The organism is Burkholderia sp. BCC0405 (genome assembly GCF_902833075.1).
Classification (GTDB): Bacteria; Pseudomonadota; Gammaproteobacteria; order Burkholderiales; family Burkholderiaceae; genus Burkholderia.
Window position 1 is genome coordinate 141,402 of record NZ_CADFEO010000014.1, and the last position, 24,854, is coordinate 166,255.

Annotated in this window: 22 protein-coding genes; 18 read left to right on the plus strand and 4 right to left on the minus strand. The window is 66.4% G+C overall.

The genetic code is table 11. The features are described from left to right. The 5 genes from HWX36_RS23315 to asd all read left to right on the plus strand — a co-directional run bounded on the left by HWX36_RS23315 (nucleotide 1) and on the right by asd (nucleotide 3,434). Entirely contained in the window at nucleotides 1–147 is a 147-nt protein-coding gene (locus HWX36_RS23315; RefSeq protein WP_021158717.1) for an entericidin A/B family lipoprotein, read from the plus strand. Nucleotides 148–215: 68 nt separating this feature from the next. Then, nucleotides 216–866, plus strand: coding sequence for a 3-isopropylmalate dehydratase small subunit (gene leuD / locus HWX36_RS23320; RefSeq protein WP_175955163.1), 651 nt, complete (start codon nucleotides 216–218; stop codon nucleotides 864–866). Nucleotides 867–945: 79 nt separating this feature from the next. Beyond that, nucleotides 946–2,013: a 3-isopropylmalate dehydrogenase gene (leuB, locus tag HWX36_RS23325; protein ID WP_175955165.1), complete on the plus strand. Its 1,068-nt coding sequence runs from the start codon at nucleotides 946–948 to the stop codon at nucleotides 2,011–2,013. A 98-nt stretch (nucleotides 2,014–2,111) separates the two neighbouring features. Continuing rightward, nucleotides 2,112–2,231: a hypothetical protein gene (locus HWX36_RS37840; protein ID WP_006756675.1), complete on the plus strand. Its 120-nt coding sequence runs from the start codon at nucleotides 2,112–2,114 to the stop codon at nucleotides 2,229–2,231. Nucleotides 2,232–2,312: 81 nt separating this feature from the next. Then, nucleotides 2,313–3,434 (plus strand): aspartate-semialdehyde dehydrogenase, encoded by a 1,122-nt coding sequence (gene asd / locus HWX36_RS23330; protein ID WP_175955167.1) that lies wholly within the window; start codon nucleotides 2,313–2,315, stop codon nucleotides 3,432–3,434. Nucleotides 3,435–3,538: 104 nt separating this feature from the next. On the opposite strand, the gene flgE is transcribed toward asd, so the two are convergent. Next, nucleotides 3,539–4,783 carry a flagellar hook protein FlgE gene (flgE, locus tag HWX36_RS23335; protein ID WP_175955169.1) on the minus strand — a complete coding sequence of 415 codons (1,245 nt, stop codon included), beginning with the start codon at nucleotides 4,781–4,783 and terminating at the stop codon, nucleotides 3,539–3,541. 849 nt (nucleotides 4,784–5,632) lie between these two features. Between flgE and HWX36_RS23340 the strand changes: the two genes are divergently transcribed. The 12 genes from HWX36_RS23340 (at nucleotide 5,633) to HWX36_RS23395 (ending at nucleotide 18,946) form a co-directional block, all read left to right on the plus strand. Beyond that, nucleotides 5,633–7,735 (plus strand): FimV/HubP family polar landmark protein, encoded by a 2,103-nt coding sequence (locus HWX36_RS23340; RefSeq protein WP_175955170.1) that lies wholly within the window; start codon nucleotides 5,633–5,635, stop codon nucleotides 7,733–7,735. Next, nucleotides 7,735–8,547, plus strand: a complete 813-nt coding sequence (gene truA, locus HWX36_RS23345) for a tRNA pseudouridine(38-40) synthase TruA (RefSeq protein ID WP_175955173.1) — start codon at nucleotides 7,735–7,737, stop codon at nucleotides 8,545–8,547. The genes HWX36_RS23340 and truA overlap by 1 nt, the downstream gene beginning before the upstream one ends. Beyond that, nucleotides 8,544–9,245, plus strand: a complete 702-nt coding sequence (locus tag HWX36_RS23350; protein WP_175955248.1) for a phosphoribosylanthranilate isomerase — start codon at nucleotides 8,544–8,546, stop codon at nucleotides 9,243–9,245. Before truA ends, HWX36_RS23350 begins: the two co-directional genes overlap by 4 nt. Before the next feature lie 55 nt (nucleotides 9,246–9,300). Then, nucleotides 9,301–10,494: a tryptophan synthase subunit beta gene (trpB, locus tag HWX36_RS23355; RefSeq protein ID WP_089474483.1), complete on the plus strand. Its 1,194-nt coding sequence runs from the start codon at nucleotides 9,301–9,303 to the stop codon at nucleotides 10,492–10,494. Nucleotides 10,495–10,503: 9 nt separating this feature from the next. After that, nucleotides 10,504–11,355 carry a site-specific DNA-methyltransferase gene (locus HWX36_RS23360; RefSeq protein WP_011355718.1) on the plus strand — a complete coding sequence of 284 codons (852 nt, stop codon included), beginning with the start codon at nucleotides 10,504–10,506 and terminating at the stop codon, nucleotides 11,353–11,355. A gap of 46 nt (nucleotides 11,356–11,401) precedes the next feature. After that, complete coding sequence (gene trpA, locus HWX36_RS23365) at nucleotides 11,402–12,217, plus strand: tryptophan synthase subunit alpha (protein WP_027791147.1); 816 nt, start codon at nucleotides 11,402–11,404, stop codon at nucleotides 12,215–12,217. A 64-nt stretch (nucleotides 12,218–12,281) separates the two neighbouring features. Continuing rightward, nucleotides 12,282–13,154, plus strand: a complete 873-nt coding sequence (gene accD / locus HWX36_RS23370; protein ID WP_175955175.1) for an acetyl-CoA carboxylase, carboxyltransferase subunit beta — start codon at nucleotides 12,282–12,284, stop codon at nucleotides 13,152–13,154. A 100-nt stretch (nucleotides 13,155–13,254) separates the two neighbouring features. Beyond that, nucleotides 13,255–14,565 carry a bifunctional tetrahydrofolate synthase/dihydrofolate synthase gene (gene folC / locus HWX36_RS23375; RefSeq protein ID WP_175955176.1) on the plus strand — a complete coding sequence of 437 codons (1,311 nt, stop codon included), beginning with the start codon at nucleotides 13,255–13,257 and terminating at the stop codon, nucleotides 14,563–14,565. A gap of 29 nt (nucleotides 14,566–14,594) precedes the next feature. Next, nucleotides 14,595–15,425, plus strand: a complete 831-nt coding sequence (locus HWX36_RS23380; protein ID WP_175955178.1) for an SPOR domain-containing protein — start codon at nucleotides 14,595–14,597, stop codon at nucleotides 15,423–15,425. Nucleotides 15,426–15,431: 6 nt separating this feature from the next. Continuing rightward, nucleotides 15,432–15,926, plus strand: coding sequence for a CvpA family protein (locus HWX36_RS23385; protein ID WP_027782633.1), 495 nt, complete (start codon nucleotides 15,432–15,434; stop codon nucleotides 15,924–15,926). A gap of 51 nt (nucleotides 15,927–15,977) precedes the next feature. Continuing rightward, nucleotides 15,978–17,510 (plus strand): amidophosphoribosyltransferase, encoded by a 1,533-nt coding sequence (purF, locus tag HWX36_RS23390; protein ID WP_175955180.1) that lies wholly within the window; start codon nucleotides 15,978–15,980, stop codon nucleotides 17,508–17,510. Between the two features lie 245 nt (nucleotides 17,511–17,755). Beyond that, nucleotides 17,756–18,946, plus strand: coding sequence for an O-succinylhomoserine sulfhydrylase (locus HWX36_RS23395; protein ID WP_039358331.1), 1,191 nt, complete (start codon nucleotides 17,756–17,758; stop codon nucleotides 18,944–18,946). A gap of 97 nt (nucleotides 18,947–19,043) precedes the next feature. On the opposite strand, the gene HWX36_RS23400 is transcribed toward HWX36_RS23395, so the two are convergent. The 3 genes from HWX36_RS23400 to HWX36_RS23410 are packed head-to-tail and all read right to left on the minus strand — an operon-like array spanning nucleotide 19,044 to nucleotide 22,139. Beyond that, a complete protein-coding gene (locus tag HWX36_RS23400; protein WP_175955182.1) occupies nucleotides 19,044–20,006 on the minus strand; it encodes an NAD-dependent epimerase/dehydratase family protein in 963 nt (320 codons plus the stop codon). Continuing rightward, a complete protein-coding gene (gmd, locus tag HWX36_RS23405) occupies nucleotides 19,993–21,039 on the minus strand; it encodes a GDP-mannose 4,6-dehydratase (protein WP_175955184.1) in 1,047 nt (348 codons plus the stop codon). The genes HWX36_RS23400 and gmd overlap by 14 nt, the downstream gene beginning before the upstream one ends. A gap of 35 nt (nucleotides 21,040–21,074) precedes the next feature. Continuing rightward, nucleotides 21,075–22,139, minus strand: coding sequence for an acyltransferase (locus HWX36_RS23410; protein WP_175955186.1), 1,065 nt, complete (start codon nucleotides 22,137–22,139; stop codon nucleotides 21,075–21,077). A 497-nt stretch (nucleotides 22,140–22,636) separates the two neighbouring features. Between HWX36_RS23410 and HWX36_RS23415 the strand changes: the two genes are divergently transcribed. Continuing rightward, nucleotides 22,637–24,829: a hypothetical protein gene (locus HWX36_RS23415; protein ID WP_175955250.1), complete on the plus strand. Its 2,193-nt coding sequence runs from the start codon at nucleotides 22,637–22,639 to the stop codon at nucleotides 24,827–24,829. Nucleotides 24,830–24,854: the final 25 nt, after the last annotated feature.

The following is a 24,854-nucleotide window of genomic DNA, read 5'->3' on the forward strand; positions in this document are numbered from 1 at the left end:
GTGACGGCATCGAAGGTCATTGCGCGGCTGGTTGCCGCGCTGGCGCTGGCGGGGCTGGGTTTCGGCCTCGCGGGCTGCAATACCGTCCAGGGCTTCGGGCAGGACGTCAACGCCGCCGGCAACGCGCTGAAGCGCGCCGCGGAGTGACGATTCCCGCCGAGAATTTGTCGATGTGCGCCGGCTGAACGCCGGCCCTCCAACCGGATAGACGGATCATGGAAAAATTCACAGTACATACCGGCGTCGTGGCGCCGCTCGATCGCGAGAACGTCGACACCGACGCGATCATCCCGAAGCAGTTCCTGAAGTCGATCAAGCGCACGGGCTTCGGTCCGAACGCGTTCGATGAATGGCGCTACCTCGATCACGGCGAGCCGGGCCAGGACAACTCGAAGCGTCCGCTGAATCCCGATTTCGTGCTGAACCAGCCGCGCTACCAGGGCGCATCCGTGCTGCTCGCACGCAAGAACTTCGGCTGCGGCAGCTCGCGCGAGCACGCGCCGTGGGCGCTGCAGCAGTACGGCTTCCGCGCGATCATCGCGCCGAGCTTCGCGGATATCTTCTTCAACAACTGCTTCAAGAACGGCCTGCTGCCGATCGTGTTGACCGAGCAGCAGGTCGATCACCTGTTCAACGAGACGGTCGCGTTCAACGGCTTCGAGGTCACGGTCGACCTCGACGCGCAGGTCGTGCGCACGGGCGACGGCCGCGAGTATCCGTTCGAGATCACCGCGTTCCGCAAGTACTGCCTGTTGAACGGCTTCGACGACATCGGCCTCACGCTGCGCCACGCGGACAAGATTCGCCAGTTCGAAGCCGAGCGCCTGGTGAAGCAGCCGTGGCTCAACACCAAGCTGGTCGGCTGATCGTGCCTTTCGGGCGGGCGCGCCGGCGGCGCGTTCGTCGGCCTGCCTCCATAAAAACCTACCCAGTCAGGAATTTCGCATGAAGATTGCAGTGCTGCCCGGCGACGGCATCGGCCCGGAAATCGTCAATGAAGCCGTGAAGGTGCTGAACGCACTCGACGAGAAGTTCGAACTCGAACAGGCGCCGGTCGGCGGCGCGGGCTACGAGGCAAGCGGCCATCCGCTGCCGGACGCGACGCTGAAGCTCGCGAAGGAAGCCGACGCGATCCTGTTCGGCGCGGTGGGCGACTGGAAGTACGATTCGCTTGAGCGCGCGCTGCGCCCCGAGCAGGCGATCCTCGGGCTGCGCAAGCACCTCGAACTGTTCGCGAACTTCCGCCCGGCGATCTGCTATCCGCAGCTCGTCGATGCATCGCCGCTGAAGCCCGAGCTGGTCGCGGGCCTCGACATCCTGATCGTGCGCGAACTGAACGGCGACATCTACTTCGGCCAGCCGCGCGGCGTGCGCACGGCACCGGACGGCCTGTTCGCCGGCGAGCGCGAAGGTTTCGACACGATGCGTTATTCGGAACCGGAAGTGCGCCGCATCGCGCACGTCGCGTTCCAGGCGGCCCGCAAGCGCGCGAAGAAGCTGCTGTCGGTCGACAAGGCGAACGTGCTCGAGACGTCGCAGTTCTGGCGCGACATCATGATCGACGTGTCGAAGGAATACGCGGACGTCGAGCTGTCGCACATGTACGTCGACAATGCGGCGATGCAGCTTGCGAAGGCGCCGAAGCAATTCGACGTGATCGTCACGGGCAACATGTTCGGCGACATCCTGTCGGATGAGGCGTCGATGCTGACGGGCTCGATCGGCATGCTGCCGTCGGCGTCGCTCGACAAGAACAACAAGGGCCTGTACGAGCCGTCGCACGGTTCGGCGCCGGACATCGCGGGCAAGGGCATCGCGAACCCGCTCGCGACGATCCTGTCGGCCGCGATGATGCTGCGCTACTCGCTGAACCGTGCGGAGCAGGCCGATCGCATCGAGCGCGCGGTGAAAACGGTGCTCGAACAGGGCTACCGGACGGGCGACATTGCGACGCCGGGCTGCCAGAAGGTCGGTACGACGGCGATGGGCGACGCGGTGGTCGCGGCGCTGTAACGCAATCATGTAGAAAGGGTGCGAACGGGCCGCGAAATCGGCCGGTTCGCATGCGGTTGGCCGTTGTGCGGGCCACCGGCTTTGTGTAGACTCGAACGATGGCGCTTATTTCCCTGATCTCCCCGGTCTTGAAACTCCACGGCAACACAGCCCGTGCGGGTGCGCGCGCCATCGTCATCACGAAAACCATTACCACGAAAACGATCATTAAACGCTGATCGTCCGTCGTGCCCGCCTATTTCCCCGCGCGGTCACATCGGGGACGGAAATGGCGGGGAAGCTCCATCAAAGGGTTAGTCATGAACGTAGGTCTCGTAGGTTGGCGCGGCATGGTCGGCAGCGTCCTGATGCAGCGCATGCAGGAAGAGGGCGATTTCGACCTGATCGAACCGGTGTTTTTCAGCACCAGCAACACGGGCGGCAAAGCGCCCTCGTTCGCGAAAAACGAGACTACGCTCAAGGATGCGACCAACGTCGACGAGCTGAAGAAGTGCGACGTGATCATCACGTGCCAGGGCGGCGACTACACGAACGACGTGTTCCCGAAGCTGCGCGCGGCCGGCTGGAACGGCTACTGGATCGATGCGGCATCGTCGCTGCGGATGAAGGACGACGCGGTCATCATCCTCGATCCGGTCAACCTCGACGTGATCAAGGATGCGCTCGTCAAGGGCACGAAGAACTTCATCGGCGGCAACTGCACGGTCAGCCTGATGCTGATGGCGCTCGGCGGCCTGTTCCGCGAGAACCTCGTCGACTGGATGACGGCGATGACCTATCAGGCCGCATCGGGCGCGGGCGCGCAGAACATGCGCGAACTGCTGTCGCAGATGGGCACGCTGAACGGCGCGGTTCAGGCGCAGCTCGCCGATCCGGCTTCCGCGATCCTCGATATCGACCGCCGCGTGCTGGCCGCGATGAACAGCGATGCGATGCCGACGAGCCACTTCGGCGTGCCGCTCGCGGGCTCGCTGATTCCGTGGATCGACAAGGATCTCGGCAACGGGATGTCGAAGGAAGAGTGGAAGGGCGGCGCGGAAACCAACAAGATTCTCGGCAAGCCGGCCATGGGCGAGCCGGGTTCGATCCCGGTCGACGGCCTGTGCGTGCGGATCGGCGCGATGCGCTGCCACTCGCAGGCGCTGACGATCAAGCTGAACAAGGACGTGCCGCTCGACGAGATCAACGGCATCCTCGCATCGGCGAACGACTGGGTGAAGGTCGTGCCGAACGAGCGTGAAGCGTCGATGCGCGACCTGTCGCCGGCGAACGTCACGGGCACGCTGACGGTGCCGGTCGGCCGCCTGCGCAAGCTCGCGATGGGCGGTGAATACCTGTCGGCGTTCACGGTCGGCGACCAGCTGCTGTGGGGCGCGGCCGAGCCGCTGCGCCGCATGCTGCGCATCCTGCTCGACAAGTAAGCGGGATAACCGGCCCGCAATACGCGGGCCGCGGTGCACAACATCGCGCGCCGCGTCGGCCTTGACGATATCAAGGCTGGCGCGGCGCGTTTTTCATGCGCGGGTCAGCGCATGTTCAGGAGCGTCTGGTCGACGGTCTGCTGGGTCTTGATCGTCTGCGCATTGGCCTGGTAGTCGCGCTGCGCCTTGATCAGGTTCACGAGCTCGGACGTCAGGTCGACGTTCGAGTTTTCCAGTGCGCTCCCCTGCAGCGTGCCGTGGTTCGTGCTGCCCGGCGCGGAGATCTGCGGCACACCCGACGCGGCGGTTTCCACATACTGATTGCCGCCGATGTTCTCGAGCCCGTTCGGGTTGTTGAAGTTCGCGAGCGCGATCAGGCCGAGCACCGCGCTCTGGCCATTCGAGTAATTGCCGGTGAGCTTGCCGTCGGCGCCGATCGAGAACGTCGTCAGCGTGCCGCTCGCGAAGCCGTCCTGTGCGAGATTGTTCACGCCGTTCTTTCCGCCGTACTGCGTCGTGCCGCTCAGGTCGAGCGTCAGGTTCTGCGGATTGGCGCCGCCCGACGCGTTGGGGATCGAGAACGCGAACTGGCCGAGGCTCGGCGTCGGCTGGCCGGTTGCGGCCGACGTCGTCGAGCTGATCCGGCCCGACGCGTCGAACGTGACGGTGCCGAGATTCGTCGGCGTCTGGCCTTGCACGCCCGCGTAGGCCTGCCAGGCGCCGGCCGCGTTCTTCGTGAAATACATCGACACCTGTTGCGCGCCGCCGAGCGTGTCGTACACCTGAATTGACGAATTGTAGTTGTATGTGGTGTTGTCGCCCGCATTGAACGGCGTCTTGGCCGGCACCTTGTTCTGCGAGTTCAGGTTGAACTGGCCGGTGATTTTCGTCGTCGCTTGCGGCGGGATGTTGTTGGTCGGCGCCTGCAGCGGCACGGTCGCCGCGGTGTTGATGACGCCGCCCGGGCCTGCCGCATAGCCCATCAGGTTACGGTTTTGCGCGTCGACGATGGCGCCGCTCTTGTCGCGGTGGAATACGCCGTCGCGCGAGTACGTCGTCACGCCGTTGTTCGACATCTGGAAGAAGCCGTTGCCGTTGATCGCGATGTCGAGCGACGACTTCGTCGTGTTGATCGTCCCCTGGCCGAATTGTTGCTGCACCGACGCGAGCCGCGTGCCGATGCCGATCTGCGTGTTGGTCGACGTCGCGACCGAATTCGCGTACATGTCGGCGAAGTTCGCGCGACCCTGCTTGAAGCCAACCGTGTTTGCGTTCGCGATGTTGTTGCCGATCACGTCGAGATGGTTCGCCGCGCCGGCCAACCCGCTCAAACCCTGTTGATAGCCCATGTTCGATCCCCGTAACGAGCTGGTGAGTAAATGCAGTCGTGCGACTGCGCGATGCCTCCCTGGCACCTCTCGGCGTCAGCCCGGCCGTCCGCGTTCCCGCGTTTCCGGCGGGTGCGAGCGCGATGGTCGAACTGCGCCGATTCTTGTTTGAAGACGATCCTAGCGACGGCAATTATTTGATCTGTGTAATTTTGTGTAATGTAATTGAATTGCTGTAGAAATGATCGTTTTCGTATGAGTAATGAAGTGGAGATGAGGCTAGAGAGCCTTGTGGGGCGGTGGGTTTGCGGCGGAAATATTCAATTAGACGATAAGAGAGGGGAATTGGCCTCTTATCGATCAATTGAAATTTATTTGAATGGGATAGTGGTTGGCCGGATTTGTTTTGATTGGCGCTTGTTGATCCATTAACGGCAGGCGGCGCGAATTATTGAGCAAACGCACCTGATTCCCCGGCCGTGCCTCTGCGTCGGGCCACGGGTTGTGCGAACCACACCGTTGAGCAAGCAAAGGCTGCGACATGCGTTCGGGATGCGATGCGGCCGGGCGGTTTTTTTCATCAGTGAGAGACGTGCTTCCGATCGATCGAAGGCGCAGGCTGCAGCGTGTGTGTCCACGCGCCAACGCGCCCGATCTCGGGGCGCCCCGACGCGCACACTCGATCGATTGCACCCATCGGCGACGAATTCGGCCCGAACCCGATCGCGTGAAGTAAACTACGCGGTTACGACGCACAGACCCGCCGAAAGCGTCGCGTTCCACGCGACGCTTTTGCATTTCTGCGGCAACTTTATTGACGCTTTCAACCGCGAAACCGAGCCGCGCCCGCGCGCGGCGATAGAGCCAACGATGTCCCGAATTTCCTTGTTTCCGCGTCAGTCCCGTCTGTCACGCGCCGTGCGTGGCGCGCTGGCGATCCTGGCGCTCGGCGCAACCGCATCGGCCTGGGCCGCCGGCGCCGGCGAACTGCCGGCGTCCACTGCCGGCGGCGCAGTGCCGCTTACCGTGACGGTCCAGCCGGGCCAGTCGCTGAACGACATCGCGAAAGCGGCCACGCAGTCGCGCGATCCCGGCGTGCTTGCGCGCGCCGGCCGCGCACTGTTCGACGCCAATCCGCAAGCATTCATGAAGCACGACGCGAGCCGCCTGAAGGTCGGCGCGACGCTGACCGTGCCGGCGCTCGACGCGACAGGCGCGGCACTCGTGCCGGCAGGTGCATCCGCAGCGTCCGGTGCGGCGGCAGCGTCCGCGCCCGCCGCCGCATCGGGCGGCACGGCAGTCGCGCAGCATGGCGCGTCCGCACCGCATCCGGGGTCGACCGTGCAATCCGCGCCGGTGGCGCCAGCCGTGCATGCGGCACCTGTCAGCGGTGCGAGCGCAGCGACAGCTGCTGGCGCGTCGGCATCGGTCGGTGCGTCGGCTGCACACGGCGCATCGGCTGTCGAAAGCATGCAGCCGGCAGCGCCCGTTGCCGGTGCAAGCGGGCCGCATGTGTGGAGCGGCGCGATCCAGTCGGCGCCATCGTCCGCGAGCGGTGCCGCAATCCCGCCTGCGCCGGGCAGCCAGGTTTCCGGCATGAACGAACCGGCCGGCGTGGCGCCTGTCGCAGACGCGTCGCAGCCGCGGCCGTCGAGCCTGCAGCAACTGCTGGCGCTGAAGAACCGTGTGTTGATGGAGTTGCAGAAGCACGGTATCGGCAAGCCGGCCACGACGAACGAGGTTGCGCCGGCGCCTGCCGCGCCGCGTCCGGCCGCAAGCGACGCGGGCGCGTCCGCTGCTGCGCCGACGGCAGGCGAAGCAGCGTCAGGTGTTGCAGCCAGCGCAGTGCAGCCGGCATCGGTATCGGTATCGGCGCTCGCGCAACCGGCCGCGCCGGTCGTGGCGCCTGCACGCAGTAACGAGCAGATGGACTGGCGTCCGGCCGCGGTGGCCGGTGCGGCCGTCATCGCCCTCGCGGCAGGTTTCGCGTGGCGCAAGCGCCGGAAAGGCCGGGGCACGGAAGAGTCGGGTGCCGGTGCGGCGGCTGCACCGGCCGCAGTGGGCGGTGCAGCGGCTGCGGCGGCAGAAGACGCGCCGTCCGTCGAACCCGAACTGCCGATCCGGCCCGAGATGCCGGTCGCACGCGATGCAGCGTCCGACTTGAGCCTTGCCGCGGCGACTGCCGCAGCGGCGGAGACGATCGAGCCGCCGGATACGGATGTATCGCCGGCGCAGGAAGAAGCGACGCCCCATGGCGAGCAGCTCGAATGGCCGAGCGCGCACGCTGCGGAGCCGCCCGCGAGCGAGGCGGCTCCGGTTCCGAACGTTGCCGGGCCGGAAGAGCAGGCCGCTGCCGCAAAACCGGCGGAAATGCCTGCCGAGACACCGGCCGCACCCGCGGCCGCCGAAGCGCAGCACGAGGTGCTGATGCAGAACGCGATCAGCGCGCTCAACAGCCTCGACATGCCGCTGCCGCCGCGCACGCCGGACGAGCTGTCGCTGGAGGCGGATGAGCCGGCTGCGCAAGCAGGGCAGCCTGACACCGGCGAAATCGCAACTAACGGTCAAGCCGCGCAGCACCTGCCGGCTGACTCGATCGATCCGGCTCCGGAACATCCGGCCGACCAGGACGACGAGTTCGATTGGGATCCGGACGCAGCGACGCCTGCGAGCCAAGCGGGCAGCCCGTTTGCGACGTCGCCGCTGCCGCCGCTCGGTGGCGCGCACTTCGGCGCGCTGAAGCTCGATTTCGATCTCGACCTGCCGTCCGCGCCGGGCGCTGCGTTGCCGGCGCTGACGCCGGACGAGCTGGCCCGCATCGCGCGGAACAAGCTCGACCTCGCGTCCGAGTACGTCGAGCTGGGCGACCTGTCCGGGGCGCGGACGCTGCTGCAGGAAGTGGTCGACGCGAACGACGCTGCGACGCGCGACGATGCGCGGGCGCTGCTCGCGAAACTGGCGGACGAGGCGTGATGCGGATCGCGCTCGGCATTCAGTACGACGGCGCGGCGTTCTGCGGCTGGCAGGCGCAGCCGCACGGCAAGACCGTGCAGGATCGTCTCGAGCACGCACTGGCCGAGTTCGCGCGCGTGCCGCTGCATACGACGGTGGCCGGGCGGACCGACACGGGCGTGCACGGGCTCGGGCAGGTCGTGCACTTCGATACCGATCTCGATCGCGAGGTTTTCTCGTGGGTGCGCGGCACCAACGCGTTCCTGCCGCCGACCGTGGCGGTGCAATGGGCGAAGCCGATGCCGGACACGTTCCATGCGCGTTTCTCGGCGTTCGAACGCACCTATTACTACGCGCTCTACGTGCATCCCGTGCGCTCGCCGATGCTCGCCGGGCGCGCGGGCTGGATTCATACGCCGCTCGACGACGACGCGATGCGCGCCGCCGCCGCGCACCTGATCGGCGAGCACGATTTCTCGTCGTTCCGGTCGTCGGAATGCCAGTCGAAGACGCCGGTCAAACACCTGTACCAGATCGACGTGCGGCGCGTGGGCCATTTCGTTCATTTCCGGTTCCGCGCCAACGCGTTCCTGCACCATATGGTGCGCAACCTGATGGGCTGCCTCGTCGCGGTCGGCCGCGGCCGCTATCCGGCCGACTGGCTCGCCGACGTGCTGGCCGGGCGCGACCGCAATCTTGCGGCGCCCACGTTCATGGCCGACGGGCTGTATCTCGCCCACGTCGGCTACCCGGCGGAATTCGCCGTCCCGCCCGCGCAGCTCGGCAGCGTGCCGTGGAGCAGCGTCTGGGCCGATCTGGACCCGCAATCATGACGGATCACGCCGTGTCTCCCTCGACTTCCGCTGCGGCCGGCCTGCCGCCGCGCACCCGCATCAAGCTGTGCGGGCTGTCGCGTCCCGAGGACGTGCTGCACGCGGCCGCGCTCGGCGCCGATGCGATCGGCCTCGTGTTCTACCCGAAGAGCCCGCGTGCGGTGTCGATCGCGCAGGCGGCCGAGCTGGCGCGCCTCGCGCCGCCGTTCGTGTCGGTGGTCGGGTTGTTTGTGAACGCGACCGAGGCCGAGATCGAGGCCGTCGTGCGCGACGTGCCGCTCACGCTGCTGCAGTTCCATGGCGACGAGACGCCCGAGCAGTGCGATGCGCTCGGCCGCGCGGCGCGCCTGCCGTGGCTGCGCGCGGTGCGCGTGGGCCCCTCGACGCAATCGGCCGATTTGGTAGAATCGGGTCTTCGTTATTCGAAAGCGCGCGGCCTCCTGTTCGACACCCTGGTGCCGGATTACGGCGGTAGCGGCAAGGTCTTCGATTGGTCTCTTATTCCCGCAGAGCTCGCGCATCGGGCCGTTTTGAGTGGTGGCTTGAGCGCGCAAAACGTCGGTGATGCGATTCGCCAGTTGCGCCCGTTTGCTGTCGATGTCTCGAGTGGCATCGAAGTGGAGGGCGCGAAGGGCGTGAAGGATCACGCCCGGATGGCGGCGTTCGTACGCGCGGTGCGCGAAGCGGACGCCGGGTGATGCAAGCCGGTGCGGCTCCGAAAGCGGGGCGCACCGACCGATCGAGAGAGACACCATGTACAACCTTCCTGATGATCGTGGCCACTTCGGCCCGTATGGCGGCACGTTCGTCGCCGAGACGCTGATTCATGCGCTGGACGAACTGCGCGCGGCGTATGAAAAATTCCAGAACGATCCCGATTTCGTCGCCGAATTCGAGCGCGAGCTGAAGCATTTCGTCGGCCGCCCGTCGCCGATCTATCACGCGCAGCGCTGGAGCGAGACGCTCGGCGGCGCGCAGATCTACCTGAAGCGCGAAGACCTGAACCACACGGGCGCGCACAAGATCAATAACGTGATCGGCCAGGCGCTGCTCGCGAAGCGCATGGGCAAGAAGCGCGTGATCGCCGAGACGGGCGCCGGCCAGCACGGCGTCGCGACCGCGACGATCTGCGCCCGCTTCGGGATGGAGTGCGTCGTCTACATGGGTTCGGAAGACGTGCGCCGCCAGGCCGCGAACGTCTACCGGATGAAGCTGCTCGGCGCGACGGTCGTGCCGGTCGAATCGGGCTCGCGCACGCTGAAGGACGCGCTGAACGAAGCGATGCGCGACTGGGTTACGAACATCGAGAACACGTTCTACATCATTGGCACGGTCGCGGGCCCGCACCCGTACCCGATGATGGTGCGCGACTTCCAGCGCGTGATCGGCGACGAATGCAAGGTGCAGATGCCCGAACTCGCAGGCCGGCAGCCTGACGCGGTGATCGCCTGCGTGGGCGGCGGTTCGAACGCGATGGGCATCTTCTATCCGTACATCGACGACACGTCGGTGCAGCTGATCGGCGTCGAAGCAGCCGGCGACGGCCTCGACACGGGGCATCACGCGGCGTCGCTGATCGCCGGCAGCCCGGGCGTGCTGCACGGCAATCGCACTTACCTGCTGCAGGACGACAACGGCCAGATCATCGAGACGCATTCGGTGTCGGCGGGCCTCGACTATCCGGGCGTCGGCCCCGAGCACGCGTGGCTGAAGGACAGCGGCCGTGCGCAGTACGTCGGCATCACCGACGAGGAAGCGCTGAAGGCGTTCCACGACTGCTGCCGGATCGAGGGGATCATTCCCGCGCTCGAGTCGAGCCACGCGATCGCATATGGCGTGAAGCTCGCGCCGACGTTGCCGAAGGACAAGATCCTGCTCGTCAACCTGTCGGGCCGTGGCGACAAGGACATGCACACGGTCGCCGAGCGATCGGGCATCGAGCTCTGACCCCGACCGATGCGTGACCTGATCGAAGAACCGGGCGGCGGCGCCGCGAGCGAGGCGGGGGCGGTTCAGCCCGCCGCTGCCGTGCCGCGCGCGCTGCCGTCCGGTATCGAATTGCATAACCGCGATTTCCTGACCCATGCCGCGCATCTGCCGGACGCGTCGATCGACCTGATCGTCGCCGATCCGCCGTACGGGCTCGGCAAGGACTACGGCAACGACTCGGACAAGCGTTCGGGCGACGACTTCCTCGCGTGGACGCGCGAGTGGCTTGAGCTCGCGATTCCGAAGCTGAAGCCGAGCGGGTCGATGTACATCTTCTGCACGTGGCAGTACGCGCCGGAAATCTTCAGTTTCCTGAAGACGCAGCTCACGATGGTCAACGAGATCATCTGGGACCGGCGCGTGCCGAGCATGGGCGGCACGACGCGCCGCTTCACGTCGGTGCACGACAACATCGGCTTTTTCGCGGTGTCCAAGGCGTATTACTTCGATCTCGATCCGGTCCGCATCCCGTACGACGCCGACACGAAGAAGGCCCGCTCGCGCAAGCTGTTCGAAGGCAGCAAGTGGCTGGAGATGGGCTACAACCCGAAGGACGTCTGGTCGGTCTCGCGCCTGCACCGGCAGCACGCGGAGCGCGTCGATCATCCGACCCAGAAGCCGCTGGAAATCATCGAGCGGATGGTGCTCGCAAGCTGCCCGCCGGGCGGCCGCGTGCTCGATCCGTTCATGGGCAGCGGCACGACCGCGGTGGCCTGCGCACGGCAGGGGCGCGACTTCGTCGGCTACGAGATCAACGAAAGCTATTGTGCGATCGCGCACGAGCGCGTGAACGCGCTCGCTGCGCCGGCGTGCGCGTGAATCGCGCCGCCGCATCGCCGAACGCAACGCATCCAGGAAAATTGCCATGTCCCGTATTCAGCAGACCTTCGCCGCGCTCGCCGAACAAGGCCGTAAGGGCCTGATCCCGTTCATCACGGCCGGCGACCCCGATCCGGCCAAAACCGTCGAATTCATGCACGCGCTCGCCGAAGGCGGCGCGGACGTGATCGAACTCGGCGTGCCGTTTTCGGATCCGATGGCCGACGGCCCCGTGATCCAGCGCTCGTCGGAACGCGCACTCGCGCGCGGCGTCACGCTCAAGAGCGTGCTCGCCGACGTGAAGCGCTTTCGCGAAACCGACCCCAAAACCCCCGTCGTGCTGATGGGCTATGCGAACCCGATCGAGCGGATGGGCGTCGACGCGTTCGCGGCCGAAGCACAGGCGGCCGGGGTCGACGGCGTGCTCGTCGTCGACTATCCGCCGGAAGAGGCGGGCGTGTTCGCCGAGAAAATGCGTGCCGCGCAGATCGATCCGATCTTCCTGCTCGCGCCCACGTCGACCGACGAACGCATCGCCGATGTCGGCAAGATCGCGAGCGGCTACGTGTATTACGTGTCGCTCAAGGGCGTGACCGGTGCGGGAAATCTGGATGTTTCGAGCATTGCGGGTAAAATCCCGGCCATCAAGTCGCGCGTGCCGGTTCCGGTAGGCGTCGGCTTCGGCATCCGCGACGCCGAAACGGCGCGCGCGGTGGCCGAAGTGTCGGACGCCGTCGTGATCGGCAGCCGCCTCGTGCAGCTGCTCGAAAGCGCCGCGCCGGAGGGTGCCGCCGCCGCGCTGAAGACTTTCATCGCCGAGTTGCGCGCGGCCCTGGACGGCGCGGGCAAGACGGCGCGATAAACACAACACAGGAAGCGGGAACGGGCCATGCGGCCCGGCCCGCCACGGAACAGGAAACCATACGATGAGCTGGCTCGACAAACTGTTGCCGCCGAAGATCAAGCAGACCGACCCGAAAAGCCGCAAGGGCATTCCGGAAGGCCTGTGGGTCAAGTGCCCGTCCTGCGAGGCCGTGCTGTACCGCAACGACGTGGACGCGAACCTGCACGTGTGCCCGAAGTGCGATCACCACATGCGCATCGGTGCGCGTGAGCGTCTCGACGGGCTGCTCGATCCGGAAGGCCGCTACGAGATCGGCCAGGAAATCGTGCCGGTCGATTCGCTGAAGTTCAAGGACAGCCGCAAGTACCCCGATCGTCTGAAGGAAGCGATGGACGACACGGGCGAAACCGACGCGATGGTCGTGATGGGCGGTGCGATCCACACGCTGCCGGTGGTCGCGGCCTGCTTCGAGTTCTCGTTCATGGGCGGCTCGATGGGCTCGGTGGTCGGCGAGCGCTTCGCACGCGGCGCGCAGAACGCGCTGGAACAGCAGGTGCCGTTCATCTGCTTTACCGCTTCGGGCGGTGCGCGGATGCAGGAAAGCCTGCTGTCGCTGATGCAGATGGCGAAAACCACCGCGATGCTGACCAAGCTGGCCGAAGCGAAGCTGCCGTTCATCTCGGTGCTGACCGACCCGACGATGGGTGGCGTGTCGGCGAGCTTTGCCTTCCTCGGCGATGTCGTGATCGCCGAACCGAAGGCGCTGATCGGCTTCGCCGGCCCGCGCGTGATCGAGCAGACGGTCCGCGAGAAGCTGCCGGAAGGCTTCCAGCGCGCCGAATTCCTGCTGAAGACGGGCGCGATCGACATGATCATCGACCGCCGCAAGATGCGCGACGAGATCGCGCAGCTGCTCGCGCTGCTGCAGCGACAGCCGGCTGACGCGCTGGCTTGACCGGCGCGAGGTTGTGAACTCTGCGCGTCGCCTGGCTTCAGCGTCAGGCGGCGCGCTTCGTTTTTTGGCGTAGTGGCGGTCCCGATCCAGATTTGAACCGATGAGCACTTTTCCCACTCTCGACGCGTGGCTTTCGCATCTCGAGCGCGCGCACCCGGTCGGCATCGACATGGGCCTGACCCGCATCGGGCAGGTCAAGGCGGCGCTGCAGCTCGAATTCGCGTGCCCCGTCATCACCGTCGGCGGCACGAACGGCAAGGGCTCGACCTGCGCGTTCCTCGAGACGATCCTCGTGCGCGCGGGCTACAAGGTCGGTTGCCACACGTCGCCGCACCTGCTCGAATTCAACGAGCGCGCGCGCGTGAACGGGCAGAACGTTACCGATGCTGAGCTGCTGCCGCACTTCGAGGCCGTCGAAGCGGCGCGCACGTCGTTGCCCGAGCCCGTGTCGCTCACGTACTTCGAATTCACGACGCTCGCGATCCTGCACCTGTTCGCATCGCGCGGGCTCGACGCCGTGATCCTCGAAGTCGGCCTCGGCGGCCGGCTCGATGCGGTCAATATCATCGATACCGATTGCGCGATCGTCACGAGCATCGACATCGACCACACCGAATATCTGGGCGACACGCGCGAGAAGATCGCCTTCGAGAAGGCCGGGATCTTCCGTGCCGGCAAGCCGGCGATCTGCGGCGATCCGGCCGCGCCGCAAACGCTGATCGACCACGCCGAAGCGATCGGCGCCGACCTGTGGCTGGTCGGCCGCGATTTCCGCTACGAGGCGCAGGCAGGCGCGGAGCGCCAGCAGTGGAGCTACCTCGGTCGCGAGAAGCGCTATCCGGCGCTTGCTTATCCGGCGCTGCGCGGGGCGAATCAGCTGATCAATGCATCGGCCGCGCTCGCCGCGCTCGAAGCGCTGCGCCCGGTGCTGCCGGTGTCGGCGCAGGACATCCGGCTCGGCCTCGCGAACGTCGAACTGCCGGGGCGCTTCCAGGTGCTGCCCGGCAAGCCGGCGATCGTGCTGGACGTCGCGCACAACCCGCATGCGGCGGCGGTGCTCGAGCAGAACCTCGGCAACATGGGTTTCTTCCCGTACACGTACGCGGTGTTCGGCGCGATGCACGACAAGGACATCGACGGCGTGCTGCAGCACCTGAAGGGCGAGATCGACCACTGGTGCGTAACCGACCTGCCGCTGCCGCGCGCGGCGTCCTCGGAGCAGCTCGAAGCCGCGCTGCGCAAGGCCGGCGTGGAGGAAGGGCCCGATTCGAGCGTCACGCGTTACACATCGCCCGCCGAAGCGTTTCGCGATGCACTAAAAAGAGCATCCGAAAATGATAGAATCGTGGTTTTCGGCAGTTTCCATACGGTTGCCGGCGTGCTGGCCTACCGTAAATCGCAGCAACACTGACTGACGGGCAGTTTCGGACTCAGCCATTCATGGGAATTTTCTCGTTCGGCAAAAAAGACGACGACGCGCCCCCGCGGCGCGGCGGTCGCACCGGGGCCTCCCGGAACGTGCGCACGGAGCGCACCGAACGCGTCGAGCGCCGCTCGCGCCGCACCGAGCGTCCGGAATCGGACGCACTGCTCCTCGATCCGACCCTTCCAGAAAAGCAACGCGCGCGCCGTCGCCTCGTCGGCGCGATCGCGCTCGTCGTCGCGGCCGTGATCGTGCTGCCGATGGTGCTCGATTCGCACCCGAAGCCGGTCACGGACGACATCGCCATCGACATCCCGAATCGTCCCGCGCACCAGGCGGTCGCGCCGCGCGACGATGACGCGTCCGACGTACAGGCGGGCGTCGCGCACGACGAACCGCCGGCGTCCGATGTGGCCGTTGCGGCTGCGCCGACGGATGCCGACAAGCCGGCCGCGAAACCCGATACCACGACCACGGCGAGCGTGACGCCGCCGAAGCCTGCGCCGAAACCGGCTGCCCCCGCGGCGAAGCCGGCTGCGCCGAAGCCTGCACCCGCGCCCGCAGCCGTCGCGAATACCGACGCCGCCAGCCCGGACAGCAGCGACGCTTCGTCGCCGTCGTCGCCGGCCGGCGCGCGTTTCGCGGTGCAGCTCGGTTCGTTCAAGGACGACGCGACGGCCCGTTCGTGGGCCACCAAGTTGAAATCGGCGGGCGTGCCCGCCTATGTCGAGCATCGCAAGCAGGCAGACGGCAGCACGGCTACACTGCTGCGTGCGGGCCCGTTCGCGGATCGCGCGGCGGCTTCCGCCGCGATCGCGAAGGTGCGCGAAGCCGGTCTGACGCAATAACGCACGATGTTGACGGCTTTCGACTACGCTGTATTGGCGGTGATCGTGTTGTCGGCGCTACGCGGTGCGTGGCGCGGCTTCGTGTCCGAGATTTTCGGGCTGATCGGCTGGATCGCGGCGATCGTGATCGCCGGTCGCTACGTCGGGCTGGTCGTGCCGTACATTCCGGCGAACTGGCCGGGCGGCGCGCTGACGCAGTGGGTGATCGCCTTCGCGTTGCTCGTGATCGGCGTGGTGCTGGTCGCCGGCGTCGCGAACGCGCTGCTGTCGCGGATCGCGCAGGCGAGTGGCCTGGGCGGCGTCGACCGCTCGCTGGGCATGATGTTCGGGCTCGTCCGCGGCTGCGTGCTGGTGGTGCTGCTGGTCGCCGCGGCCGGGCTGACCGAACTGCCCAAACAGGATTTCTGGCGCAATGCGCTATTGCGTCCTTTCGCCGAACAGGGCGTGCACGAGCTGAAGCAGCTCCTGCCCGACGGCATGGCCCAGTACGTACGCGTGTGACGACGCGGCCGGGCAGGACGGAACCGATTTTGTCATTCTGAAGGACATGCCATGTGCGGCATCGTAGGCGTTATCTCCCAATCCCCCGTCAATCAGCTGATCTATGACAGCCTGCTGCTGCTGCAGCATCGCGGTCAGGACGCAGCGGGCATCGCGACGGCGGACGGCAGCAATTTCCACATGTACAAGGCGAACGGCATGGTGCGCGACGTGTTCCGCACGCGCAACATGCGCAGCCTGCCCGGCACCTACGGCATCGGCCAGGTGCGCTACCCGACGGCCGGTTCGGCGTCGAGCGAAGCCGAGGCGCAGCCGTTCTACGTGAATGCGCCGTTCGGGATCATCCTCGCGCACAACGGCAACCTGACGAACTGGCAGCAACTGAAGGACGAGATGTTCCGGATCGACCGCCGGCACATCAACACCAATTCCGACAGCGAAGTGCTGCTCAACGTGTTCGCGCACGAGCTGCAACTGTCGACCACGGGCCTCGAGCTCGATCCCGCCTCGGTGTTCAAGGCCGTCTCGGGCGTGCATCGCCGCCTGCAGGGCTCGTACGCGATCGTGTCGCTGATCGCCGGCTACGGCCTGCTCGCGTTCCGCGATCCGTTCGGCATCCGCCCGCTGTGCATCGGCAAGCTCGAAACCGAGCACGGCACCGAGTGGATGGTCGCGTCGGAGTCGGTCGCGGTCGAAGGCATCGGTTTCGAATTCGTGCGCGACGTGCAGCCGGGCGAGGCGATCTTCATCGACCCGGCCGGCAACTTCCACAGCCAGCAGTGCGCGGAGCAGCCGACGCTGAATCCGTGCATGTTCGAATACGTGTACCTCGCGCGCCCGGATTCGTGCCTCGACGGCGTGCCGGTCTACAACGTGCGCCTGCGCATGGGCGACTATCTCGCCGAGAAGATCAAGCGTGAGCTGCCGAACGTGCCGATCGACGTCGTGATGCCGATTCCCGATTCGTCGCGCCCGGCTGCGATGCAGGTTGCCGCGAAGCTCGGCGTCGAGTACCGCGAAGGCTTCTTCAAGAACCGCTACGTCGGCCGTACCTTCATCATGCCGGGCCAGGCCGTGCGCAAGAAGTCGGTGCGCCAGAAGCTGAATGCGATGAGCATCGAGTTCAAGGACAAGCACGTGCTGATCGTCGACGATTCGATCGTGCGCGGCACGACCTCGCATGAAATCGTGCAGATGGCGCGCGATGCGGGCGCGAAGTCGGTGATCTTCGCGTCGGCTGCGCCGCCCGTGAAGTTCCCGAACGTATACGGCATCGACATGCCGACGCGCGGCGAGCTGGTCGCCCACGGCCGTACCGACGAAGACGTCGCGAAGATCATCGGCGCCGACCACCTGATCTACCAGGACGTCGACGACCTGCGCCGCGCGGTGCGCGACATCAACCCGAAGCTCGAAGGCTTCGAGGCGTCGTGCTTCGACGGCAACTACATCACCGGCGACGTGACGCCCGAGTATCTCGATGCGATCGAGCGCGCGCGCCTCACGCCGGCGTCGCAGGCCGATCGCGACACGGCCGGCGACACCCAACGCTCGCAGATGAACCTGCAGCTGTCGGTCGAGTGACACCGGCGCACGCTTTTGACGAAGCGTGATAGGATGTGGCCTTGCGTCGATTTGATTCAGCTTGCGGACGCGGGGCGACTTTCCCAAAACAGCTAAAGCGAAGGCCGGTGGCAACCGGCCCGAGTCGATCGCTGTCGTACCGCACCGAAGCCCGCTGATGCCGACGCATAGCGGGCTTTTTGTTTTGGCCTGGTTTTGACTGGGTTCGCGCCACCTGCGCGGCCATCGAATACGGAAAACGGAACATGGACGACTCCCTCAACTTCGACACGCTCGCCGTGCGCGCGGGCACGCTGCGCAGTGACTTCAACGAGCACTCGGAAGCGCTGTTCCTCACGTCGAGCTTCTGCTTCCAGAGCGCGGCCGACGCGGCCGAGCGCTTCGCGAATTCGGAAGACTACTTCACCTATTCGCGCTTCACGAACCCGACGGTCACCATGTTCCAGGAGCGCCTCGCGGCGCTCGAGGGCGGCGAGGCCTGCATCGCGACGGCGTCGGGGATGGCCGCGATCATGTCGGTCGTGATGGCCGCGCTGCAGGCCGGCGACCACCTCGTCAGCTCGCGCAGCCTGTTCGGCTCGACGCTCGGGATGTTCTCGCAGATCTTCAGCAAGTTCGGCATCACGACGACCTTCGTCGACCCGACCGACCTGAACGCATGGAAGGAAGCCGTGCGGCCGGAAACGAAGATGTTCTTCCTCGAGACGCCGTCGAACCCGCTGACCGAACTCGCCGACATCGAGGCGATCGGCAAGATCGCGAAGGCATCGAACGCGCTGTTCGTCGTCGACAACTGTTTCTGCAGCCCGGTGCTGCAGCAGCCGCTGAAACTCGGCGCGGATGTCGTGATGCACTCGGCGACGAAATTCCTCGACGGTCAGGGCCGCGTGCTCGGCGGCGCGCTGGTCGGCTCGAAGGAATTCATCATGGGCAAGGTGTTCCCGTTCGTGCGCAGCGCGGGCCCGACGCTGTCGGCGTTCAACGCGTGGGTGCTGCTGAAGGGGATGGAGACGCTGTCGCTGCGCGTCGAGAAGCAGTCGGCGAACGCGCTGGAGATTGCACGCTGGCTCGATTCGCATCCGGCCGTCGCACGCGTGTTTCATCCGGGCCTCGAATCGCACCCGCAACACGAACTCGCGAAGCGTCAGCAGAAGGCGGGCGGGTCGATCCTGTCGTTCGAGCTGAAGGGCGACACGCCCGAACAGCAGCGCGCGAATGCGTGGCGCGTGATCGACAACACGAAGCTGATCTCGATCACCGGCAACCTCGGCGACACGCGGTCGACCATTACCCATCCCGCGACGACCACGCACGCTCGCATCACACCGGAAGCGCGCGCGGCAGCGGGGATCAGCGAAGGGCTGATCCGGTTGTCGGTCGGCCTGGAGGATGCGGGCGACCTGCGCAAGGATCTCGCGCGCGGCCTCGAAGGCTGAACGCGGCGACCGCTTTCAGCGGTCGACATGACAACGGGCCGCTCGAAAGAGCGGCCCGTTGTCTTTTCAGCGTGGCGAGGCGTGAGCGTTGCCGGAATCAGCCGGCGTGCCCGTGCGGCGCGTCGCGCATCGCTTCCACCATCCATCGCAGCGTTTCGTCGAGCGGCGTGACGGGCAGCTCGCCCACCGCGCGCCGCAGCTTCTCGCGCGACCCGCTCAGGCGCTTCACCTCGTTGTGCCGCACGAAACGCGGATCGACCGTCACGTCGATTACGTAACCGGCGATGCGCGACAGCATCGCCAGCACTTCCTTCAGCGAATACGCGCGCTCCGAGCAGACGTTGAACGTCTCGCCGGCCGGCGCGGCTTCGACCAGCTTCAGGTACGCGGCCGTCACGTCGCGCACGTCGGAGAAATCGCGGCTCACGTCGAGATTGCCCAGCGAGATGCGCGGTGCGTTGCGCGCGTAGTGTGCGACGAGCTTCGGCAGCAGGTACGCATCGCTCTGGCCGACACCCGTGTAATTGAACGGCCGCGCGATCACGATCGGCAGCCGGTCCGCCCACAGCTTCGCCGCGTATTCCATCGCGAGCTTGCTGACCGCGTAGTCGTTCGCCGGGGCAGGGGCGACGGTTTCGTCGAGCACGCCGGCCGTCGAATTGCCGTAGATGTTCGCGCTGCTGGCGAGCAGCACGGCCGACGGGCGGCGGTCGAGTCCCGCGAGCGCGGCCAGCAGGTTGCGCGTGCCGACGATGTTGACCGCGTAGGTCTGCGACGGCTCGTCCTGCGCGACGTGCGCGCGGGCGGCGAGATGCACGACCGCGTCGGGCCGGGCGTCGGCGGCCGCCGCGCGCATCGCGTCCGCGTCGAGCAGGTCGACGGGCAGCAGCGTGCAGGACGCGAAGGCCGGATCGTCGGGCCGTGCCGTGCCAGGCGCGACCGTGCCCCAGACCTCGTAGCCGGCCGCCTGCAGGCGTTCGGCCATGTAGCGGCCCGTGAAGCCCGTCAGGCCCGTGACGAATGCACGGCGCGACGGGCGTCCGGCTTCAGAACGTGTCATGGTGTTGGTTCCGCGTCAAATCCGCTTCGACCATCATCTGGCAAAGTTGTTCGAGCGTCGTCTTCGGTTCCCAGCCCAGCTTGGCTTTAGCCTTGTCCGCGCAGCCGATCAGCAGATCGACTTCCGCGGGACGATAGAACTTCGGATTCACTTCCACGAGCACGTTGCCGTTCGACGCGTCGAGGCCGCGCTCCTGCTCACCCTTGCCGGTCCATTCGATCTGGTAGCCGGCCGCGGCGAACGCCATCTGCACGAAGTCTCGCACGGTCTCGGTGCGGTTGGTGGCGAGCACGTAGGTGTCGGGTTCGTCGGCCTGCAGCATGCGCCACATGCCTTCGACGTACTCGAGCGCGAAGCCCCAGTCGCGCTTCGCGTCGAGGTTGCCGAGCTCGAGGCGGGTCGCCTTGCCGAGCTTGATCTTCGCGATGGTGTCGGTGATCTTGCGCGTGACGAACTCGCGGCCGCGCAGCGGCGATTCGTGGTTGAACAGGATGCCGCTGCTGCCGAACAGGCCGTACGACTCGCGGTAGTTCACCGTCATCCAGTGCGCGTACAGCTTCGCGACGCCGTACGGGCTGCGCGGATAGAACGAGGTCGCTTCCGTCTGCGGAATCGACTGCACCTTGCCGAACATCTCGGAGGTCGATGCCTGGTAGAAGCGCGTATTCGGGCTCACGACGCGGATCGCCTCGAGCAGGTTCAGCGGACCCAGGCCCGTCACTTCGGCGGTCGTCGCCGGCTGGTCGAACGACACGCCGACGAAGCTCTGCGCGGCGAGGTTGTACAACTCGTCGGGCTGCGTGCGTTCGAGCAGGCGCAGGCTCGAGCCGGCGTCGGTCAGGTCGTGCTCGACGAGCGTGAGGTTCGGGTGCGTGTCGACGCCGAGCTCGGCGATGCGCCAGAAATTCACCGAGCTGGTGCGGCGATAGGTGCCGGTGACCTCGTAGCCCTTGTCGAGCAGCAGCTTGGTCAGGTAGGCGCCGTCTTGCCCCGAGATCCCGGTAATGATGGCCTTCTTGCGAATTTGGCTCATGACGTTGTCCTGGTAGAAACGATGGATGATGAAATTCAGGCGGTCGTGCGGGCGGCGGCCGGCAGCGCGCGGCGGGCGGGGCCGCGCGTCAGGCGCCGTTCGAAGCCGTACCAGCTCAAGGTCGCGTATGCGAGCGTGATCGCGAGCGCCAGCGCGGCCGTGACGAAACGGTTCAGATGCAGCGGCCACAGCGCGTACAGCACGCTGAGGTGGATCAGGTACACGGTGTAGCTGACGGTGCCCACGTAGACGAGCATCGGGTTCGTCAGCACGCGCTGCACGATGCCGCGGCCGCGCAGCGCGATCACGACGATCGACGTGCACAGCAGCAGCGAGATGCTGTAGAGCGCCGCATTCGACAGCGGTGTGTTCGCGGCGCGAAAGCGCGGGAACGACAGGTGCAGCCAGCCGAGGATCGCGAGCGACACGAGCGCGCCGGCGATCGCGAGCGGATAGAACGGCTCCAGCGCGCGCCGGTCGCGGCGCAGCACGATCGCGAGCAGTGCGCCTGCGGCGAGCAGGTCCATCCGGAACGGCGTCAGGTAGTAGATCGGCCAGAACGAGTCGAACCACGGCGTCGCGATCGCGCGCAGCACCGGAGCCGCGACGATCAGCGCGGCGGCGACCCACAGCAGCGCGCGCTCCGAGCACCACAGCACGACGAACGGCCAGAAGATATAGAACTGCTCCTCGACCGCGAGCGACCACAGCACGTTCAGGCTGTCATGACCGATGCTGCCGAGCGACAGCCCGATGTTGGTCGAGAAGAACGCGAACCACGGCCAGTGCGGCAGCCAGCTCGCGCCGAACAGGATCGTCGACACCAGCAGCAGCAGCGCGTACGGCGGCAGGATGCGGCGCACGCGGCGCGCGTAGAAGTGGCTGAAGTACGACTGCCCGCGCGCCTTGCGATCGAGCAGGATGCCGGTGATCAGCAGACCGCTCAATACGAAGAACAGGTCGACGCCCATCCACAGCGGCGCCTTCAGCGCGTGCTGCAGGAACACGGCGCCGACCGCGATCGCACGCAGCCCGTCGAGCTGCACGATGCGGCCGTGTTGCGGCGGGGGGAGGTCCGCGGGTCGCGAGATGCCCGTCATCGCGCCGCTCCTTCGCGACGCGCGGCGTGAGCCGGGGCGTGCCGCACATCCGATGCGTAAACGTGAACGTAATGCATGCCATTAAATGAAATATCGAATCGAAACCGATTCTAGGGAAAAGAAATCGGCAAAAAAACGCGCGTCATTTATCTGGCGACAAACATTCAAATGCCGATTGTTTCAGTCGCGGGGTGAAAGGTCGGTGCCCGGACGGCCCCGTCAGGCGGTGCGAAGCGGAATTTTCTACGGATCGGAAAACAAAGGGCGGTCGTTATTGCCGTTTTCGGATGCCTTTTCGCCTCTGTTCCGGTTCGATATTTCATGCAGAAACATCCCCAAATATTTCCAAATTTCTTGTGATTATTTTTGCTTGTAACCTGCATCGCGACGGTTGAAACCCATTTAGCGACAGGTGCGCCGGCGGCAGTCCGTGGCGGTGCCGGTCGCTGTTGCATCAAGTCTGGAGAAGCGCATTGCGATGTCTGATTCTGGTTGGCATGACGGTATGCGCGACGCTGCTGACGCGCGCCGCACCGGCGGAAACGGTGTTGCCCGCGACGACGTCGTGGATCGGCAATACGTTCGGCTATGGCGACGGCAGCTGGACGCAGATCGACATCCGCGCGATCGCGGTGACGCCTGAGGGCAAGGTGTATACGAATGCGCCGTGGGACGAGAGCGGGGCCGAGGCGAGCGTCTACCAGGACGGGAAGATGCTCGGCTTCGCGGGCGGCACGCACGGCTGGGGCAACCTCGGCGGCAGCGCGATCGCCGTGAACAGCAAGTATGCATACGTCGCGATCGGTGTCGGCAACGAGCGCGGCCACCTGCAGTCGCCCGGCATCTGGCCGGACAAGGGCAAGCAGTGGTTCGGCATCTCGCGCCGCACGATCGGCGACTTGAAGCAGCCCGCGCCGTTTCGCGCGGCGCCGCAGGTCGCGCCGGGCGGCCGGGCGGACCCCGGCCGCGCGCGGATGGCCGCGAGCTTCATGATGATGAACGAGGTGGCGGCGCCCGCGCGCTCGGAAGTGGGCGAGCAGAAGGCGGAAGTCGGCGGCCTCGCGGCCGACGACAAGACGCTGTTCGCGACGAATCCGTCGCGTGACGCGGTGGACTTGTACGACGCGGAGACGATGCAGCAGAAGGGCACGTGGAGCGCGCACGAGCCGGGCCGCATCGCGCTCGCGGGCGACGGCACGCTGTGGCTGCTCACGGATACGATCAACGGGCCCGCGCACCTGGTGCACGTGCGCGCGGACGGCCGCAGGCTCGACGACGCGCCCGCGCTGCCCGAAGGCGCCGACGCGGTGGACGTGGCGGTCGACACGAAAGGGCGTGTGCTCGTCGCGGACAATGGCCCGCGCCAGCAGATCCTGATCTTCTCGAAAGGCGGCAAGGGCTATGCGCAGTCGGGCACGCTCGGCGAGCGCGGCGGCGTTTTCGCGGGCCCGGTGCCGGGCCGGCCGGGGCCGCAGCGCTTCAACGGGCTGACGGGCGTCGGCGTCGACCGCGCGGGCAACATCTATGTGTCGATGAACGGCATCGGGCCGCGTCACGACACGATCGGCGCAGGGCTCGGCGCGGTGCTCGAAAGCTACACGCCGGACGGCAAGCCGCGCTGGCAGGTGCAGGGGCTGCTGTTCGTCGACGGCGCGTGGCTCGACCCGGCGCGGCCGGACAGCGTGTACACGGGCAACAAGCGCTTCGAGCTGGACCTGTCGAAGCCGCCGGGCCAGGACTGGAAATACGTCGGCTTCCTGTCGAACCGCTTCAAGTATCCGGACGACCCCGTGTTCCACACGGACCAATGGCCGGGCATGCCGATCGCGCGCCGCGTCGACGGCCGCACGTTCCTGTACCTGACCGACATGTACGCCGATCACCTGAAGATCTACCGCTTCGATGCGAAGCGCGACGGCGAAGTCGCGATTCCGTCCGGCTTGATCGCGGGCCGTGCGCGGCCGGTCGACAACGTGCCGAACAAGCCGCCGGGCGGCGACTGGCTATGGCGCGACGCAAACGGCAACGGCCGGCTGGATGCCGACGAGTTCGAGCTCAACACGACGGGCAAGGCGAAGGCGGGTGGCTGGGGCTGGTGGGTCGACACGAAGGGCGACATCTGGCGCACGAGCGACGTGCGCGGCATCCACCGGTTCCGCTACGGCGGCGTCGACAAGGCCGGCAACCCGGTCTACTCGTACGACAAGGTCACGACCTACCCGATGCCGCAGCCGTTCACGCAGTTGCGCCGCTCGATCTACGACGCGCAGACGGACACGCTGTACGTGACCGGCTACACGGCCGACGCACCGCCGCAGCCGGGCATCAACAAGGAAGTGGGCCGCGTGCTGGTGCGCTTCGACAAGTGGTCGACGGGCGCGCCGGTCGTGCGCTACCAGGTCGCGCTGCCGTGGCAGCTCGACGCGAAGCCGATCTTCGACCTGATCGGGATCACGGTCGAGGGCCGCTACCTGTTCGGGGTGGAGCCGGTCGGCAAGATCCACGTGTACGACAAGGAAACCGGCAAGGAAGTGGGCGTGATGAGCCCCGGCGCCGAGGTCGGCAAGGCATCCGGCTGGGTCGACGTGCCGTTCGGCATCAGCGCGTTCCGCCGCGAAAACGGCGAATACCTCGTGTTCGTCGAGGAAGACGCGCGCGGCAAGGTGCTGATGTATCGCTGGAAACCGTGACGGGCGACGTCACACAAGGCACAAG